Raw genomic sequence first — 17,257 nt, forward strand, 5'->3', positions numbered from 1 at the left:
AACTCAGCCATGTCCGGGTTGTTGCGCCCGGAATCGCCAGTGCCGCACTACGCCTCAGCCGTGTCCGGGTTGTTGCGCCCGGAGATCCGCGGCGGGAGGTCAGCGCCCGGCACTGAGGCGGACGGCCTCCGCCACGACATCGACGAGCTGGCCGGTCCGCTCGAACGTCCGACGTTGCCGGGTCGCGCCCGAGCCCTCGGCCAACAGCCGCTCGAACCCTGCCTCCACGCGGTCGAGGTCGCCGTAGGCCTCCAGCGCCGGCCGGATGTGGTCGAGGAGCCGCCCCAGAACCGCGGCGGCCGGCTCCGGCCGTGACGTGACCGGGTCGACCAGGACGCCGTCCACGCCGTCGTGGCCCGCCCGCCACGTGGCCAGGCGCAGCAGTGCCGTGGGCAGCGGCGGTGGGGGCTCGCCCTCAGCCGCCGAGCGGGCGGCGGTCTCGACCAGGGCACGACACACGCCGGCCACGACCATCGTGTCGTCGACGTCGCCGCAGACGTCGGCCACCCGGATCTCCACGGTCGGGTACCGGTGCGACAACCGGGCGTCGAAGTAGATCATCCCGTCGTCGAGGAGGACGCCGGAGTCGACCATCGAGCGGACCAGATCCTCGTACGCCTGCGGCGACCCGAACAGGTCAGTCGGGCCGGCCGACGGCCACCGGACCCAGAGCTGGGAGCGGTACGACGCATACCCGGTGTCGCGGCCGTCGGAGAACGGGGAGTTGGCCGACAGTGCGAGGACGACCGGTAACCAGCCGCGGATCCGGTCGATGACCCCGATGCCCTCTTCTGGGGACGCGACGCCCACGTGGACGTGGCTGCCGCAGGTGAGCACCTCCTGGACCGTCGGTCCGAACTGCTCCTCCATCCGGAGGTACCGGGCCTTCGGCGTGACGAGGCCGTCTCCGGGGAACGGCGAGGTGCCGAGCGCCGCGGACCCTGCGCCCGCCTCGCGCGCGGCGACGGAGACCGTATGCCGCCAGTCCTTCAGCTCCTGCTCGACGTCGGCGAGGTCGGTACCGACGGACGACTGGGTCTCGACCATGTAGCGCTGGAGCTCGCCCTCGACGCCCCCCTCCCGACCGGCGTCGTCCGGCTGCTCGTCGGCCAGGGCGTCGACCACGCGACCCGCGACGGACCGCGGTCGCCCGGTCGAGATGTCGACGAGGAGCAGCTCCTCCTCGACGCCGACCGTCCGCCCCCCCGGTGTCCCCATCCGGGCAGTCTGCCCAAGGCGGGTCAGTCCCGCGCGGCGGTCCAGTCCGTGGTGGGCCCGGCCGGGATCGAACCGACGACACCCGCGGTGTAAACGCGGTGCTCTGCCAACTGAGCTACAGGCCCCTCGCCCGGACGCGCGACGACCGGGTCGCGGCGTCGAGGCGGGGCAAAGTCTGTCAGACCGAGGCGGTCGTCCCGCGCAGCTCGGCCAGGGCGGTCCGGTAGCCCGAGAAGTCGCGGGCCTCGCCCGGACCGTTGACCAAGGTCCACCGGATCACGCCGGCCTTGTCGACGAGGAACGTCCCCCGGATCGCGAACCCAGTCTGCTCCCAGAAGACCCCGTAGTCGCGCGCCGTCCGGCCGTGCGGCCAGAAGTCGCTGAGCAACGGGAAGAAGTACGCCTCGGAGTCCGCCCAGGCCCGTATCGACTCCATCGGGTCGCAGGAGATGCCCACCACCTGCACGTCATCGCCCTCGAAGTCCTCGAGATGCTCACGGATCTCGCGGAACTCGCCCGTGCACACCCCCGAGAACGCGAAGGGAAAAAACACGACCAGGACGTTCTTCTCACCTCGGAAGTCCTGGAGGGAGACCGTCTCGCCGTACTGGTTCCGTAGGGCGAAGACCGGCGCGAGCTCGCCGACGCCGAGCGGTCCGACGGGCGGTCCGACGGGCGGTCCGTCGAGCGGTCCGGCGGGCGACGAGGTCGGGTGGGTCATGCCGACATCCTGCCAGCCGGGCACGACGCGGCCCACGGGCGACCGTCACCGACGGCGCGAACCGGCTCGGTCTCGCGGAGTGGACGCCCGCGAAGATATATCTCCCAGCCACGCCCACAGGCGCGGGAGGACCTCAGCGGCGCGCACCCCGCGGCGCGACGAGCCGCACGGAGCTCCACTCGGTGCTGACACTGGCGCCGCCGGCCGTGTGGAGCCCGGCCGTGACGGCGGCCTCCTCGATCTCGCTCGCGTCGACGTGGTCGGGATGTCCGGCCTTGGGCGAGAGGAGCACGACGAACCCGCCGTCGGCCAGGTTGGTCAGGGCGTCGACGAGCGTGTCGACGAGGTCGTCGTCGCCCTGCCGGAACCAGACCAGGACCGCGTCGGCGACATCGCCGTAGTCCTCGTCCTCGAGCTCGGTCCCGATGATGTCCTCGATCGCGAACCGTAGCTCGTCGTCGACATCGCTGTCCCAGCCGATCTCCTGCACGACCTGGCGCTCCCCGAACCCCAGCTTGGCCAGTGCCCCGCCTGCCGATCCGGGTGGCGCCGCGTGCGCGGTCGAACCCACGGTGCTGTCCCCTTCGTGCTTCGTCTGTGTTTACCCGGCTCTGCCCGCGCCGGGCCTGGGATCCACGGTAGTGGGTGACTCGGGGGCCCGGCACCACGTGCACAGTCTGTGGACCAGGAGCCGCGCCTACAGTGGGTCGATGGGACGGGTGACGAGGCGCGCTCCAGCCGCACGCTACGAGGTCACCGACGGCAACCAGCCCCGCGTAGTGCGCCGTCCCGACACCCTCGCGGTCGAGGAACCGATGGAGATCCGCGTCGACGGCGAGCCGCTCACCGTGACGATGCGCACACCGGGTGACGACTTCGACCTGACCCTGGGACTCCTCCACGGCGAGGGGCTCATCGGCGCCGCCGACGACGTCGCGCGGCTCATGCACTGCCTCGACACCGACGCCGACGGCTCCCCCACCTACAACGTCGTCGACGTCACCCTGCGCGACGGAATGTCGTTGCGGGACAACGCCAGGCGCGCGTTCGTCACCACGAGTGCCTGCGGTGTCTGCGGCACTGCGAGCATCGAGGCGCTCCAGACCACGAGCCGGTATGCGGTGGCCGAGGACTCCACGAAGGTCGACCCGGCGGTGCTGTGCAGTCTCCCGGGGCGCCTGCGCGCGGCCCAGAAGGCGTTCGACCGCACCGGCGGCATCCATGCCGCCGGCCTGTTCACCATCTACGGCGAGCTTCTCGTCGCCCGCGAGGACGTCGGACGGCACAACGCCGTCGACAAGGTCGTCGGCTGGGCCCTCCGCGAAGGGCGGCTCCCGCTCACCGGGCACGTCCTCGTGGTCACCAGCCGCGCCAGCTTCGAGCTGACCCAGAAGGCCCACGCGGCAGGCATACCCGTCCTCGCTGCGGTCTCCGCGGCCTCGTCCTTGGCGGTCGAGCTGGCCGACCGCGTCGGCCTCACCCTGGTCGCCTTCGTCCGGCCGCCCCACTTCACCGTGTATGCGGGTGAACAGCGGGTCGCGGTGTCGGCCGCCGCTGGACACACGTCGTCCTGAGCCCCACGACAGGGGTGGAGCCCACTCGTCGCTGGACATGCGTCGCCTTCCTCGCAGCGAGGGTGGGAAGATGACGAAGACCTCCCTGCACACCCCGCAGACGAAGACGGCGACAACGACGTGGCCGTGTGAAAGGACGATGCACCGTGGCACGACAGGAAGCCGGACCCATCCTCAACGGCATCCCGAGCCAGCTCCCCGACACCGACCCGGAGGAGACCCAGGAGTGGCTCGAGTCCCTTGACGGGGTCATCGACGCCTCCGGACGCACCCGGGCGCGCTACGTCATGCTCAAGCTGCTCGAGCGGGCTCGCGAGATGCAGGTCGGGGTCCCGTCGCTGACGGCGACCGACTACATCAACACGATCAGCCCGGAGCAGGAGCCGTGGTTCCCCGGCGACGAGGACGTCGAGCGGGAGTACCGCCGCTGGCTGCGGTGGAACGCCGCGATCATGGTCCACCGCGCCCAGCGGCCGGGCGTCGGCGTCGGCGGCCACATCTCGACCTACGCGTCCGCCGCGACGCTGTACGAGGTCGGGATGAACCACTTCTTTCGCGGCCCCGACCACCCGGGCGGCGGCGACCAGGTGTACTTCCAGGGCCACGCCTCCCCCGGCATGTACGCCCGGGCCTACCTCGAGGGCCGGCTCAGCGAGGACCGTCTCGACGGCTTCCGCCAGGAGAAGAGCCACATCGTGGACGGCGAGATCCAGGCGCTGCCGTCCTACCCGCACCCGCGGCTGATGTCGGACTTCTGGCAGTTCCCGACGGTCTCGATGGGCCTCGGCCCGATGAACGCGATCTACCAGGCCCAGTTCAACAAGTACCTCGACCACCGCGGCATCAAGGACACGTCCCAACAGCACGTGTGGGCGTTCCTCGGCGACGGTGAGATGGACGAGCCGGAGTCGCGCGGCCTGCTCCAGCTGGCGGCCAACGACGAGCTCGACAACCTCACCTTCGTCGTCAACTGCAACCTGCAGAGGCTCGACGGTCCGGTGCGTGGCAACGGCAAGATCGTGCAGGAGCTCGAGGCGTTCTTCCGCGGCGCGGGCTGGAACGTCATCAAGGTGATCTGGGGCCGCGGCTGGGACCCGCTCCTCGCCGCCGACCGTGACGGCGCCCTCGTCCACGTCATGAACTCGACCAGCGACGGCGACTACCAGACGTTCCGGGCCAACGACGGCGCCTACGTGCGCGAGCACTTCTTCGGCCGCGACCCGCGCACCCGCGCCATGGTCGAGAACTGGTCCGACGACGACGTGTGGTGGAAGCTCAAGCGCGGTGGCCACGACTACCGCAAGGTCTACGCCGCATACCTGGCCGCCATGAACCACACCGGACAGCCGACGGTCATCCTCGCGAAGACGATCAAGGGCTACAGCCTCGGGTCGCACTTCGCCGGTCGCAACGCGACCCACCAGATGAAGAAGATGACCCTGGACGACCTCAAGGCGTTCCGCGACGACATGCGGATCCCGATCTCCGACGAGCAGCTCGAGGCCGATCCCTACCGTCCGCCCTACTACCACCCGGGCAAGGACCACAAGGCGATCCAGTACATGCTCGAGCGCCGCGCGGCCCTCGGCGGCGACGTCCCGTCGCGCCGCGTGCAGCACGACTCGCTGAAGCTGCCGGGCGACGACGCCTACAAGCAGATGAAGAAGGGTTCCGGCAAGCAGGAGATCGCCACGACCATGGCCTTCGTCCGGCTGCTCAAGGACCTGATGCGCGACAAGGAGTTCGGCTCGCGCGTGGTGCCGATCATCCCCGACGAGGCGCGCACGTTCGGGATGGACTCGTTCTTCCCCACCATCAAGATCTACAACCCGCACGGGCAGAACTACACGCCGGTCGACGCCGAGCTGATGCTCGCCTACCGCGAGTCCGAGAAGGGGCAGATCCTCCACCTGGGGATCGACGAGGCCGGCTCGATGGCCGCGTTCACGGCGGTCGGCACGTCGTATGCGACGCACGGCGAGCCGATGGTGCCGATCTACGTCTTCTACTCGATGTTCGGGTTCCAGCGGACGGCGGACTCGATCTGGGCGGCGACCGACCAGATGACGCGCGGCTTCCTCATCGGCGCGACGGCCGGCCGGACCACCCTGACCGGTGAGGGCCTTCAGCACGCCGACGGGCACTCCCCGCTGCTCGCCTCGACGAACCCCGCGGTGGTGTCCTACGACCCGGCCTACGGGTACGAGATCGCGCACATCGTCCAGGACGGGCTGCGCCGGATGTACGGCGACAACCCGGAGAACGTCATCTACTACCTCACCGTCTACAACGAGCCGCTGGTCCAGCCCAAGGAGCCGGAGAACGTCGACGCCGAGGGCATCCTGCGAGGGATGTACCTGTTGTCGCCGGCGAAGACCGACGGCTGGGAGCACCAGCCGGCCCGGGCCCAGCTGCTCGCGTCCGGTGTCGGCGTGTTGTGGGCGCTCGAGGCGCAGCAGCTGCTGGCCGAGGACTTCGGTGTGGCCGCCGACGTCTGGTCGGTCACCTCGTGGAGCGAGCTGCGGCGCGACGGGATGGACTGCGACGAGCAGGAGTTCCTCCGCCCCGAGGGCGAGCAGCGGGTGCCGTGGGTGACCCAGAAGCTGCAGGACGCACCGGGCCCGGTGCTGGCGGTCTCGGACTACATGCGCGGCGTGCAGGACCAGATCGCGCAGTACGTGCCGGGCGACTTCATGTCCCTCGGCGCCGACGGGTTCGGCTTCTCCGACACTCGGGCGGCGGCGCGGCGCTTCTTCCACATCGACGGGCCGTCGCTCGCCGTGCGGACGCTCCAGCAGCTGGCCAAGCGGGGCGACGTCCCCGCGGACTACGCGGCCAAGGCGGCTGAGAAGTACCGCCTCCACGATGTGACGGCCGGTACCAGCGGCAACGCCGGCGGAGAGTCCTAGGCCTCACCGGAAAGGGGCTGCAGCGGTCGGAATTCCGACCGCTGCAGCCCCTTTCCGATTAGCGCTCGACCGCCTGCTTCTCCCGGACCAGCTCGGCGACGGCGCTGGGGATCCGGGTCTCGAAGTCGAGGACCTTGGCCCACGTCGGCGTGATCCGGATCTCCACCATCGAGTCGTACAGGCTGCGCACCCCCGCCACCCACTCGTCGTACTGGTCGTCGCCGACGTTCCTGTGACCCGCCTCGAGGTACCCCTGAGGAACGCCCTCGATCTCCTCCAGGGTCGCGGTACCCCGGACCAGCAGGACCTTCGGCGGGAACTCGTTGGTGTCGATCGTCACCGCCGCGCGCGCATCGTGCTGCAGGGCGCGCACCTTGGCCGACCGGGGCACGGTCCACATCAGCAGCGCGGACCCGTCCCATTCCCAGCCGATCGGGATCACCCGCGGTGCGCCGTCCAGGCCGGTGTACGCGAACCGCGCCGGGGTCGCGGCGTGCAGCAGCCTCTGCGCGACCGGGTCGGCGAACAGGGTCGCCAGCTCGGCGTCGGTCATCGTCGTCGTCATGCGGTCGCCTCCGTGGTGTCGAGGACCGGGCCGAGCCGGTCCAGGGTGTCGTTCCAGCCGGCCTCGACGTGCCCGGCGACGTGCGGCATGGCCGCGGCCAGCTCGTCGAGCTGCTCGTGGACGACGGTGAGCTCGGTCTCCCCCGGCCGCGGCTCGGCGAACGTCACGGTGATCCGCGTCACCGGCGACAGGTCCTCGTCACGGTTCGGGCCGGAGAAGCGCCACGCGAGCACGAGCCGCTCGTTCGGGACGAGCTCGAGGATCGTGCTCTCGCTGCCCCCCGTCATCTCCCCCTCGGGGTCGACCTGAAAGATCCGGTAGTGCCCGCCGACCCGCGGGTCCACCTCGGCGCGGCCATCGGTGAAGCTCGGGTCCACGAACCAGCGGACCATCGTGGCGGGGTCGAGCCACGCGTGGAACACGCGCTCGCGGGGGAAGGGCAGGGTGCGCTGGACGCGCGCGGTGGGGTACGCCATCGGTTCAGTCCTCCTGGATGCCGGGGTCGTCGGTGGTCTCGTCCGCATCGAGCAGCACCTGCTCGAGGGCGTCGAGGCGCTCGTTCCAGTACGTCTCGTAGGCGTCGAGCCAGGCCGCCGCCGCCGCGAGCGGGCCTGGGGTGAGCCGGCATACATGAGTTCGCCCCTGGACGGTCCGGTGGACCAGCCCCGCCCGCTCGAGGACGGCCACGTGCTTCGACGCGGCGGCCAACGAGACGGTGAGCGGCTCGGCCAGCTGCCCGACCGTGAGGGTCGACCCGCGTAGCCGTGCCAGCATGTCCCGCCGGGTGGGGTGCGACAGCGCATGGAACACCTCGTCGACGTCGGCCGGACTCTCAACCATGTGGTTGAACGTACGCCGCCCTGAGACAACTGTCAACCGGATGGTTGAGGGTTCCGTCTCGCCCCTCCCCCCTAGGCTGACGCCGTGTCCAAAGTCCTCACCTCCCTGCCCGTCGGCGAGCGCGTCGGCATCGCCTTCTCCGGCGGCCTCGACACCTCGTGCGCCGTTGCGTGGATGCGCGACAAGGGCGCCATCCCGTGCACCTACACCGCCGACCTCGGTCAGTACGACGAGCCCGACATCGACTCGGTGCCCGGCCGGGCGGTCGAGTACGGCGCGGAGCTGTCGCGGCTGGTCGACTGCACCGAGGCACTGGCCGAGGAGGGCCTGGCCGCGATCATGTGCGGCGCCTTCCACGTGCGCAGCGCCGGCAAGATCTACTTCAACACCACGCCCCTCGGCCGGGTGGTGACCGGCACCCTCCTCGTGCGCGCCATGCGAGCCGACGAGGTCTCGATCTGGGGCGACGGGTCGACCTACAAGGGCAACGACATCGAGCGGTTCTACCGCTACGGCCTGCTCGCGAACCCGGCGCTGCGGATCTACAAGCCCTGGCTCGACGCGGACTTCGTCGGTGAGCTCGGCGGCCGGCACGAGATGTCGGAGTGGCTCGTCGCGCACGGCCTGCCCTACCGCGACTCGACCGAGAAGGCCTACAGCACCGACGCGAACATGCTCGGCGCGACCCACGAGGCCAAGAGCCTCGAACGCCTCGACGTCGCTCTCGAGATCGTCGAGCCGATCATGGGCGTCAAGCACTGGGACTCCACCGTCGAGATCGGGCCTGAGGACGTCACCGTCGAGTTCCGCCAGGGGCGTCCGGTGGCGATCAACGGGACGCCGTTCGAGAGCGCCGCCGACGTGATCCGGGAGGCGAACGCCATCGGCGGCCGCCACGGGCTCGGAATGTCCGATCAGATCGAGAACCGGATCATCGAGGCAAAGAGCCGCGGCATCTACGAGGCCCCCGGAATGGCGCTCCTGTTCGCCGCCTACGAGCGCCTCGTCAACGCGATCCACAACGAGGACACCATCGCCGCCTATCACCAGGAGGGCCGGCGCCTCGGCCGGCTGCTCTACGAGGGTCGGTGGCTCGATCCCCAGTCGCTGATGCTGCGTGAGTCGCTGCAGCGCTGGGTCGCGAGCGCGGTGACCGGCGAGGTGACGCTACGGCTGCGGCGCGGCGACGACTACACCCTCGTGGACACTCGCGGCCCGAACCTGTCGTACCACCCGGAGAAGCTGTCCATGGAGCGCACCGAGGACGCCGCGTTCGGGCCGGTCGACCGGATCGGTCAGCTCACCATGCGCAACCTCGACATCGCCGACACCCGGTCCAAGCTCGAGCTGTATGCGGCCCAGGGCCAGCTCGTCGGCGGCCACACCGCCGCGCTCATCGGCGAGCTCGAAGCGGGCGGGGCGTCGGCGATCGCGGCCGGCTCCGACCCGGACGACACCGATGTGGTCGGGGTGGACGAGGCCCAGGAGCGCTCGATGTTCGACGCCGGCACGGACTGACGCGACCCGCATACGGGACGGGTGGTTGCACGGCGTCATCACGACCCGTAACTTATTGACTCCCGATTGTCTCAGCGTGGAGGAATCATGCAGCCGTCCCGTCGTACCGTCCTCGGCGGAGCCGCCGCCACTCTCGCCCTGGCCTGGGCCGCCCCCCGAGCGGACGCCATGGGCCTGAGCCCGCTGGCGAGCAGCCCGTCCTGCGTGCTGGACCCGCACGCCGACAAGACCGACCTGCGGGGCATCTGGATCGCGTCGGTGACCAACATCGACTGGCCGAGCCGACCCGGCCTCCCGCCCGCCGCGCAGCAGGCCGAGCTCGTCGGGTACTACGACCTGGCCGTGGCGCAGCACTACAACACCGTCGTCGTGCAGGTCCGCCCGACGGCCGACGCGTTCTGGCCGTCCTCCTTGGAGCCCTGGTCGAAGTACCTCACCGGCACCCAGGGCGTCGATCCCGGCTACGACCCGCTGGCCTTCGCCGTCGCCGAGGCCCACCGTCGCAACCTCGAGTTCCACGCCTGGTTCAACCCGTTCCGGATCACCATGAACCTCACGACCGACGTGACCGGGCTCTCCCCCACGCACCCCGCGAAGGTGCACCCGGAATGGACCGTCGCCTACGGCGGCAAGCTCTACTACAACCCCGGCGTCCCCGAGGCCCGCGCCTACTGCCAGGCCGCGATCATGGACGCGGTCACCAGGTACGACATCGACGCCGTCCACTTCGACGACTACTTCTACCCGTACCCCGTCGCCGAGCAGGTGTTCGACGACGCGGCGCAGTATGCGCAGTACGGCGCCGGCCGGTCGCTCGCCGACTGGCGTCGCGACAACATCAACGCGCTCATCACCGGGCTGGGCTCCGCGATCAAGGCGGCCAAGCCGTGGGTCAAGTTCGGCGTCTCGCCGTTCGGCGTCTGGATGAACCAGGTCAACGACCCGCTCGGCTCGGCGACGCAAGCCGGCGTGCAGACGTTCACCGACCTGTATGCGGACACCCGCCGGTGGGTCCAGGAGGAGTGGATCGACTACATCTGCCCGCAGGTCTACTGGGCCGAGAGCCTGGCCGTCGCCGACTACAACGTCATCGTCGACTGGTGGTCGAAGGTGGTCGCGGGCCGCAACGTGCACCTCTACATCGGGCAGGCGACCTACAAGATCGGCGCGTCCACGCAGTCGCCCGAATGGAACAACCTCCCGCAGGAGATGAGCAACCACCTGCTGTTCAACTCCACCCGACCCGAGGTGGACGGCAACGTCTACTTCAGCGCCAAGGACGTCCGCGCCAACCGGCTCGACGGGATGGGGATCGTCGGGCGTGACTGGTACCGCCACCCCGCGCTGGTGCCGCCGATGCCGTGGATCGACGCGTCGGGGCCCAAGGCGCCCAAGGACCTGTCCGCCTCCGTGGGTGGGTCGGGGACGACCGTCCGGTGGCGGGCGGGTGACTCCACGACCGTGTCGTATGCGGTGTACCGGATCCCCGTGACGGACAAGCGGGTCAAGCCCGACGACTGCGTCGTGGCCGACGCCACGAACCTCGTCACGACGATGCGCGCTGTCTCCGGGTACCAGACCTGGACCGATACGAGCGCCGGCGGTCAGCGGTACACGTACGTCATCACCGGTCTCGACCGGACGTGGAACGAGTCGGTTCCGCAGCAGGTCACGCCCCGCTGATCGGTCCAACCGGGCTCGCCCCCGTCCGCCGCGAGGCCAACGTCGGCCGTCAAGAGCGCCTGGTAACCGACCGAAGTTGGCCTCTCGGCGGTGTACACCGGCGGCCTCGGCTGCAGGGGGGCGAGTCAGGCCGGGCGGCGCGCCCAGACCGAGGTCATGACGAACGGGACGTACTGCGACTCCGGGTCCAGGGTCATCCGCAGGAACGCGTCGATCTCGTCGTGCGTCATCAGGCCCGAGGCCACCAGGGGCTCGCGCAGCACCATGAAGGTCAGCCGACCGAAGTCCTGGACCCCTCCGCCGCGGACCATCGGCGAGTGGATCTCGCCGCCCACGAGCTCGAGCCCGGCCCGGCGGACCGCTCCCGGCAGCGTCGACGCATACCCCATGTCGGCGCCGACGGCGCCGAGCAGCCCCGCGATGGCCCGCAGCCCCTTGTCGCCGAGGGCGCGCGCGGCCGGCGCGTGGTAGCGCGTGATGAGGTCCAGGGCCTGCGGCGACATCTCCGCCTCCTCGACGAGGACGTACCCGCCGGGCCGTACCGCGGACGCCATCCGGTCGAGCGCGGTCTCCCGGCCGCTCAGGTGCTCGAGGAGCAACCGCGTGTGGACGACGTCGAAGGCGCCCTCGGGCAGGGAGTCGGACACGATGTCGTGCTGGGCATAGGTGACGTTCGGCGGTAGCCCCACCAGGTGGGTGAGGTCGATGTCGGTGGCGAAGACCTCGCCCTCCGGGCCGACCTGGCCGGCCAGCCACGCGGCCACCGACCCGGTTCCGGCTGCCACCTCCAGGCAGCGCCAACCGCGAGTGACGCCGAGCTGCGTCAGCAAACGGCGCGTCGCCGGGTCGAAGAGGGCCGCCAGGGCGTGCAGCCGACGGGACTCGAGGTCGCCGAGGTCGGACCGGCGCTCGAACAGGTAGGTCTCGGTGCGGACGGAGGTGGTGGTCATAGCGGGTCCTTCCGTGGGTTCATGGCGCTGGTGACGGTCGGCGTCGACGCCGACCGTAGGAACCGGCAACCACCCACCACATGGGGAGCCGACCTCAGATCGCCGGCCGCACCCCTTAGCCGACGACGGAGCGCACACCGTCCCCTTTGTGGACCCCGTACAAATACGCTGGATCCATGACGGTGAGCCAGGCGACCCGCGACCGGGTGGTGCAGCAGGCCGGCGCCCTGTCTACCGCCGCGGTTCGACGCCTCGAGGCCGACCTCGAGTGGTACCGCGCCCTGTCGGCCCAGGACCGGTCCTGGATCGGGCTCGTCGCCCAGGCCGGCGTCGCGGCGTTCGTCGGGTGGCTGCGCGACACCGGCGGCCGCGGTCGCGGTCCGGACCAGCAGGTGACCGCCGACATCTTCGGCTCCGCGCCTCGCGAGCTGACCTGGTCGGTCAGTCTGAGCCAGACCCTCGACATCGTCCGGACCGTCGTCGACGTCGTCGAGGACCAGGTCCTCCTGCTGGCCGCTCCCGGCGACAAGGTGGCCCTCCGCGAGGGGGTGCTCCGATACTCGCGGGAGGTCGCGTTCTCCGCCGCCCAGGTGTACGCGGAGGCCGCCGAGGCCCGCGGTGCCTGGGACGCGCGGCTCGAGGCGCTCGTCGTCGACGCCGTCGTCCGCGCGGAGGCCGACGACTCCATGCAGTCCCGGGCGACCGCGCTCGGCTGGGGCTCGGTCGCCTCGGTCACCGTGGTCGCTGGTTCGACGCCGTCGGGATCGACGGCCGCGGCGGTCGACGCCCTACGCCGGTCGGTCGCCCGCCTCGGCGCCACCGCCCTGGCCGCCGTCCAGCGCCGGCGGCTGGTGGTGGTGCTCGGGGGCACGACCGAGGCCATGAAGGTCGTCACGGCGATCGCCGACAACTTCGGGCCGGGCCCCGTCGTCCTCGGCCCGACCGTCCCTCACCTGTTCGCCGCCGGCCGCTCGGCGCGCGCGGCGCTCAGCGGACTCGCCGCGGCGCCGGCCTGGCCGGCGGCGCCGCGCCCGGTGCTGTCGGACGAGCTGCTCCCCGAACGCGTGCTCGCGGGCGACGCGTCCGCCTCCCGGGTCCTTGTCGACCGGATCCATCACCCGCTCGAGGGCCACCCCGCCCTGCTCACCACCGCCACGGCGTACCTCGAGACCGGCGGCTCGCTCGAGGCGACGGCCCGCGCCCTGTTCGTCCACCCCAACACCGTCCGGTACCGCCTCGGCCGCATCGCCGAGGTGACCGGCTACGACCTGGCGCACCCACGCGAGGCGCACACCATCGCGATCGCCCTGGCGGTCGGCCGGCTGTCGGACACGCCGCCGGTCGAATGGCGGGCCGGAGCGCCGACCCGGACACGGCGCATACCATCCGAACCCGCCTGAGCCCTGTTTGGAGGATTCCTCCAAAGTCGCCACCGAATGTTCGTCGGGTTCGCCGACGCCGCCGGGTGCAGGCACCAGCGAGGCTGGACATCGTGATCGCTCTCGTCTGCCCTGGCCAAGGCTCCCAGACCCCGGGATTCCTGGCCCCCTGGCTCGAGCTCCCTGGGCTGCGCGAGCGGGCCGAGGCGCTGTCCGACGCCGCGGGCGTCGACCTGGTCACCCACGGCACGACGTCCGACGCCGACACGATCCGCGACACTGCCGTGGCCCAGCCGCTCATCGTCGGCGCCGGGCTGCTTGCCCTCGACGCCCTGTATGCCGACCGTCCCGACACGCTCGCCTCCTCGGCAGGAGTGGTGGCCGGGCACTCGGTCGGCGAGATCACGGGCGCCGCCGCGACCGGAGTCCTCACGCCACAGGACGCGATGAGCCTGGTCAGCCTGCGTGGTCGGGCGATGGCCGAGGCCAGCGCCATCACCCCGACCGGCATGTCCGCGGTCGTCGGCGGCGACCCCGCCGAGGTGGCGGCCGCCCTCGACCGGCACGGCCTCACCCCGGCCAACATGAACGGTGCGGGGCAGGTCGTCGCCGCCGGCACCCTCGAGCAGCTCGCCGCCTTCGCGGCGGACCCACCGGCCAAGACGAGGGTCATCCCCCTCCAGGTCGCCGGCGCGTTCCACACCGTCCACATGGCCCCTGCGGCCGACGAGCTCAGCGCCGAGTGGTCCGACCACAACGTCAGCGACCCCGGCGTCACCCTGCTGTCCAACACCGACGGCGTGGCGGTCGCCACCGGTGCCGAGTTCCTCCGTCGCCTCATCAGCCAGGTGCGCAACCCGGTCCGCTGGGACCTGTGCATGGAGACGATGACCGAGCTGGGCGTCACGGGCCTCGTCGAGCTCGCGCCCGCCGGCACGCTGGTCGGTCTGGCCAAGCGCGCCATGAAGGGTGTGCCGACCGTCGCCCTGAAGACCCCTGACGACCTCGACGCGGCGCGCGAGCTGCTCGCCGCCTCCACCTCTGCAAAGGCCTGACATGACCATCACCCCTGACACCGCCCGCACGGCCCCGGCGCCGAAGGGCACCGGATCCCTGGTGGCGAGCGACGGCGCCCGCTACGCCCGCATCTGGGGCGTCGGTGGCTACCGACCCGAACGCGTCGTACCCAACTCCGAGCTCGTCGAGCGCATCGACTCCTCCGACGAGTGGATCCGGGAGCGATCCGGCATCGTGAGCCGCCGCTACGCCGCCGCCGAGGAGACCGTCGTCGACATGTCCGAGGCCGCGACGCGCCAGGCGCTCGAGGCCGCGGGGATCAACGCCTCCCAGCTGGGCGCCATCGTCATCGCGACGGTCACCCACCCGTACCAGACCCCCGCCGCGGCCCCGATTCTCGCGAACCGGCTGGGCGTGACCTGCGCGGCGTTCGACATCTCGGCCGCGTGTGCCGGCTACTGCCACGGCATCTCGCTGGCCAACGACATGATCCGCGGCGGCTCGGCCGAGTACGTCCTCGTCGTCGGCGTGGAGAAGCTCTCCGACTTCACCGACTGGGACGACCGCGGTACCGCGTTCATCTTCGGCGACGGTGCCGGTGCGGCCGTCATCGGACCCTCCGATACACCTGGCATCGGCCCGACCATCTGGGGCTCCGACGGCGCCCAGTGGCAGGCCATCATGCAGCGCGAGCCCTGGACGGACTACCGCCGCCCGCAGGTCGGGGAAGGCCCGTTCGACAAGACGGTCCAGCCGCGCAACTGGCCGGCGATCGGGATGGCCGGCCAGTCGGTCTTCCGCTGGGCGGTCTGGGGCATGGCGCCCGTGGCCCAGCAGGCGATCGACAAGGCCGGCATCAGCATCGACGACCTCGACGCCTTCATCCCCCACCAGGCGAACATGCGGATCATCGACGCGATGATCAAGCAGCTCAAGCTGCCCGCCGACATCCCGGTCGCCCGCGACATCGCCGAGACCGCCAACACCTCCGCGGCGTCGATCCCGCTCGCCACCGAGCGGATGCTGCGCCAGAAAGAGATCCCGAGCGGCGGTCTCGCCCTCCAGATCGGCTTCGGCGCGGGGCTGGTCTACGCGGCGCAGGTCGTCGTCATCCCATAACCTCACCCACGAACCACCACCCGCACGACCGATGGAAGGAAGAACACATGGCGCAGAGCGAGCAGGAGATCCTCGAGGGTCTGGCCGAGATCGTCAACGAGGAGACCGGCATCGAGACCGACCAGGTCGAGCCGGACAAGTCCTTCACCGACGACCTCGACATCGACTCGCTGTCGATGATGACCATCGTCGTCAACGCCGAGGAGAAGTTCGGCGTGAAGATCCCGGACGACGAGGTCAAGAACCTCAACACCGTCAACGACGCGGTCAGCTTCATCGCCAAGGCGCAGGGCTGACCCGAACCTGACGGGCAGGCATACCCGCGAGTACGCATGCCCTCCGGCGGTCCTGACTCGCCGGTAGCCCTCGGAGCGGGGTAGAACGGTGGTTCCAGCCGTTCGACCCCGCTCCGTCGCGTCCGCACGGACCCCGCGGGATCGGCCTACGCTGGGACCTGCCCAGTGCCCCAGGAGATCCCCGGGGCGACGACGCCCTAGGAGCACTCCATGACGTCAGCACGCGACCAGCGGATCGTCGTCACCGGACTCGGTGCCACCACCCCGCTCGGCGGGACCATCACGGACACCTGGGAGGGCATCCTCGCGGGGCGCAGCGGCGCGCGGACGATCGATGCCGACTGGGTGACCAAGTACGAGCTCCCGGTGACCTTCGCCGCCCAGCTCGCGGTGCACCCCTCGGAGGTGCTCGCGCGCCATCAGATCAAACGGCTCGACCCGTCGTCGCAGTACGCGCTCATCGCGTCGCGGGCCGCGTGGGAGGACGCCGGCAGGCCGGAGATCGACCCCGAGCGCCTCGCCGTCGTCATGGGGTCCGGCATCGGCGGGGTCTGGACGCTGCTCGACCAGTGGGACGTCCTCCGCGAGAAGGGCCCGCGACGCGTCTACCCGCTCGCCGTGCCGATGCTCATGCCCAACGGTCCCTCGGCGGCGGTCTCGCTCGACCTCGGCGCCCGGGCCGGCGCGCATACTCCCGTGAGTGCCTGCGCCTCCGGCGCCGAGGGCATGGCGTATGCGGTCGAGATGATCCGCTCCGGCCGCGCCGACGTCGTGGTCGCCGGGGGAACCGAGGCGGCCATCCACGCCCTGCCCATCGCCGGGTTCGCAGCGATGCAGGCGCTGTCGACGCGCAACGACGAGCCGACGAAGGCGTCGCGTCCCTACGACACGCAGCGGGACGGCTTCGTCCTCGGCGAGGGTGCCGCGGTGATCGTCCTCGAGAGCGAGGAGCACGCGAAGGCTCGAGGCGCGCAGATCTACGCCGTCCTGGCCGGGATCGGGATGTCCGCCGACGCGCACCACATCACCGCGCCCGAGCCGAACGGCGCCGGCGCGTCCCGGGCCATGAAGGAGGCCGTCGAGTCGGCCGGTCTCTCGCTGGCTGACATCTCCCACATCAACGCCCACGCGACGTCGACACCGGTCGGCGACGTGGCGGAGGCCAACGCGATCGTGCGGGCGTTCGGCCAGGACATCGCCGCCGGCATCCCGGTGTCGGGGACCAAGTCGATGACCGGCCACCTGCTCGGCGCGGCCGGCGCCCTGGAGGCGCTGCTGTCCATCCTCGCGATCCGCGACCGGTTGGCCCCGGCGACGATCAATATCGACGAGCTCGACCCTGCGATCCCGCTCGACGTGGTCCGGGGCGAGCACCGCACCCTGCCCGACGGAGACATCGCGGTCATGGACAACTCGTTCGGTTTCGGCGGACACAACGTCGCCCTGGTGTTCACCAACGCCTGAGGCC

The 17,257-nt window shown here is 70.9% G+C and carries 16 protein-coding genes and 1 tRNA gene; 9 read left to right on the forward strand and 8 right to left on the reverse strand.

The features are described from left to right. Positions 1-99: 99 nt before the first annotated feature. The 4 genes from VIG79_RS18135 to VIG79_RS18150 form a co-directional block, all read right to left on the reverse strand. Positions 100-1,218, reverse strand: coding sequence for a glutamate--cysteine ligase (locus VIG79_RS18135; RefSeq protein ID WP_331888193.1), 1,119 nt, complete (start codon positions 1,216-1,218; stop codon positions 100-102). Positions 1,219-1,267: 49 nt separating this feature from the next. Next, positions 1,268-1,343, reverse strand: a tRNA-Val gene (locus tag VIG79_RS18140). Between the two features lie 53 nt (positions 1,344-1,396). Beyond that, positions 1,397-1,939: a peroxiredoxin gene (locus VIG79_RS18145; protein WP_331888195.1), complete on the reverse strand. Its 543-nt coding sequence runs from the start codon at positions 1,937-1,939 to the stop codon at positions 1,397-1,399. A 133-nt stretch (positions 1,940-2,072) separates the two neighbouring features. Next, entirely contained in the window at positions 2,073-2,510 is a 438-nt protein-coding gene (locus tag VIG79_RS18150; RefSeq protein WP_331888197.1) for a DUF3052 domain-containing protein, read from the reverse strand. Positions 2,511-2,649: 139 nt separating this feature from the next. On the opposite strand from VIG79_RS18150, the gene fdhD reads away from it, so the two are divergent. Continuing rightward, a complete protein-coding gene (gene fdhD / locus VIG79_RS18155; protein WP_331888199.1) occupies positions 2,650-3,513 on the forward strand; it encodes a formate dehydrogenase accessory sulfurtransferase FdhD in 864 nt (287 codons plus the stop codon). A 146-nt stretch (positions 3,514-3,659) separates the two neighbouring features. Beyond that, the gene (aceE, locus tag VIG79_RS18160; RefSeq protein ID WP_331888201.1) at positions 3,660-6,422 is read left to right on the forward strand and encodes a pyruvate dehydrogenase (acetyl-transferring), homodimeric type; all 2,763 of its coding nucleotides are present in this window, start codon (positions 3,660-3,662) and stop codon (positions 6,420-6,422) included. 58 nt (positions 6,423-6,480) lie between these two features. On the opposite strand, the gene VIG79_RS18165 is transcribed toward aceE, so the two are convergent. From VIG79_RS18165 to VIG79_RS18175, 3 genes are read right to left on the reverse strand one after another with little or no spacing between them, the layout of a single operon-like run. Then, a complete protein-coding gene (locus tag VIG79_RS18165; protein ID WP_331888203.1) occupies positions 6,481-6,987 on the reverse strand; it encodes a pyridoxamine 5'-phosphate oxidase family protein in 507 nt (168 codons plus the stop codon). After that, positions 6,984-7,463, reverse strand: coding sequence for an SRPBCC domain-containing protein (locus tag VIG79_RS18170; RefSeq protein ID WP_331888205.1), 480 nt, complete (start codon positions 7,461-7,463; stop codon positions 6,984-6,986). The genes VIG79_RS18165 and VIG79_RS18170 overlap by 4 nt, the downstream gene beginning before the upstream one ends. Before the next feature lie 4 nt (positions 7,464-7,467). Beyond that, positions 7,468-7,827, reverse strand: a complete 360-nt coding sequence (locus VIG79_RS18175) for a metalloregulator ArsR/SmtB family transcription factor (RefSeq protein ID WP_331888207.1) — start codon at positions 7,825-7,827, stop codon at positions 7,468-7,470. Between the two features lie 84 nt (positions 7,828-7,911). Between VIG79_RS18175 and argG the strand changes: the two genes are divergently transcribed. Then, the gene (gene argG / locus VIG79_RS18180) at positions 7,912-9,345 is read left to right on the forward strand and encodes an argininosuccinate synthase (protein ID WP_331888209.1); all 1,434 of its coding nucleotides are present in this window, start codon (positions 7,912-7,914) and stop codon (positions 9,343-9,345) included. A gap of 87 nt (positions 9,346-9,432) precedes the next feature. Next, on the forward strand, positions 9,433-11,028 hold the full coding sequence (locus VIG79_RS18185) for a glycoside hydrolase family 10 protein (protein WP_331888211.1): 1,596 nt from the start codon (positions 9,433-9,435) through the stop codon (positions 11,026-11,028). A 125-nt stretch (positions 11,029-11,153) separates the two neighbouring features. Here the strand turns inward: VIG79_RS18185 and VIG79_RS18190 are convergent, their stop codons facing one another. Further along, positions 11,154-11,978: a class I SAM-dependent methyltransferase gene (locus tag VIG79_RS18190; RefSeq protein ID WP_331888213.1), complete on the reverse strand. Its 825-nt coding sequence runs from the start codon at positions 11,976-11,978 to the stop codon at positions 11,154-11,156. 176 nt (positions 11,979-12,154) lie between these two features. On the opposite strand from VIG79_RS18190, the gene VIG79_RS18195 reads away from it, so the two are divergent. The 5 genes from VIG79_RS18195 (at position 12,155) to fabF (ending at position 17,253) form a co-directional block, all read left to right on the forward strand. Beyond that, entirely contained in the window at positions 12,155-13,378 is a 1,224-nt protein-coding gene (locus tag VIG79_RS18195) for a helix-turn-helix domain-containing protein (protein ID WP_331888215.1), read from the forward strand. A gap of 92 nt (positions 13,379-13,470) precedes the next feature. Next, positions 13,471-14,412, forward strand: coding sequence for an ACP S-malonyltransferase (locus tag VIG79_RS18200; RefSeq protein ID WP_331888217.1), 942 nt, complete (start codon positions 13,471-13,473; stop codon positions 14,410-14,412). Between the two features lies 1 nt (position 14,413). Further along, positions 14,414-15,493, forward strand: coding sequence for a beta-ketoacyl-ACP synthase III (locus tag VIG79_RS18205; RefSeq protein ID WP_331888219.1), 1,080 nt, complete (start codon positions 14,414-14,416; stop codon positions 15,491-15,493). Positions 15,494-15,540: 47 nt separating this feature from the next. Beyond that, positions 15,541-15,789: an acyl carrier protein gene (locus VIG79_RS18210; protein ID WP_331888221.1), complete on the forward strand. Its 249-nt coding sequence runs from the start codon at positions 15,541-15,543 to the stop codon at positions 15,787-15,789. A gap of 210 nt (positions 15,790-15,999) precedes the next feature. Further along, complete coding sequence (gene fabF / locus VIG79_RS18215; RefSeq protein ID WP_331888223.1) at positions 16,000-17,253, forward strand: beta-ketoacyl-ACP synthase II; 1,254 nt, start codon at positions 16,000-16,002, stop codon at positions 17,251-17,253. The last annotated feature ends 4 nt before the right edge of the window (positions 17,254-17,257 follow it).

This window comes from Lapillicoccus sp. (assembly GCF_036559105.1).
Taxonomy (GTDB): Bacteria; Actinomycetota; Actinomycetes; order Actinomycetales; family Dermatophilaceae; genus Lapillicoccus.

Coding starts and splice junctions, on each gene's coding strand:
- VIG79_RS18135 (WP_331888193.1), bottom strand. CDS start 1,218: ATGGGGACACCGGGGGGGCGGACGGTCGGCGTCGAGGAGGAGCTGCTC.
- VIG79_RS18145 (WP_331888195.1), bottom strand. CDS start 1,939: ATGACCCACCCGACCTCGTCGCCCGCCGGACCGCTCGACGGACCGCCC.
- fdhD (WP_331888199.1), top strand. CDS start 2,650: ATGGGACGGGTGACGAGGCGCGCTCCAGCCGCACGCTACGAGGTCACC.
- VIG79_RS18210 (WP_331888221.1), top strand. CDS start 15,541: ATGGCGCAGAGCGAGCAGGAGATCCTCGAGGGTCTGGCCGAGATCGTC.
- VIG79_RS18175 (WP_331888207.1), bottom strand. CDS start 7,827: ATGGTTGAGAGTCCGGCCGACGTCGACGAGGTGTTCCATGCGCTGTCG.
- VIG79_RS18170 (WP_331888205.1), bottom strand. CDS start 7,463: ATGGCGTACCCCACCGCGCGCGTCCAGCGCACCCTGCCCTTCCCCCGC.
- fabF (WP_331888223.1), top strand. CDS start 16,000: ATGACGTCAGCACGCGACCAGCGGATCGTCGTCACCGGACTCGGTGCC.
- VIG79_RS18185 (WP_331888211.1), top strand. CDS start 9,433: ATGCAGCCGTCCCGTCGTACCGTCCTCGGCGGAGCCGCCGCCACTCTC.
- VIG79_RS18195 (WP_331888215.1), top strand. CDS start 12,155: ATGACGGTGAGCCAGGCGACCCGCGACCGGGTGGTGCAGCAGGCCGGC.
- VIG79_RS18190 (WP_331888213.1), bottom strand. CDS start 11,978: ATGACCACCACCTCCGTCCGCACCGAGACCTACCTGTTCGAGCGCCGG.
- VIG79_RS18165 (WP_331888203.1), bottom strand. CDS start 6,987: ATGACGACGACGATGACCGACGCCGAGCTGGCGACCCTGTTCGCCGAC.
- VIG79_RS18205 (WP_331888219.1), top strand. CDS start 14,414: ATGACCATCACCCCTGACACCGCCCGCACGGCCCCGGCGCCGAAGGGC.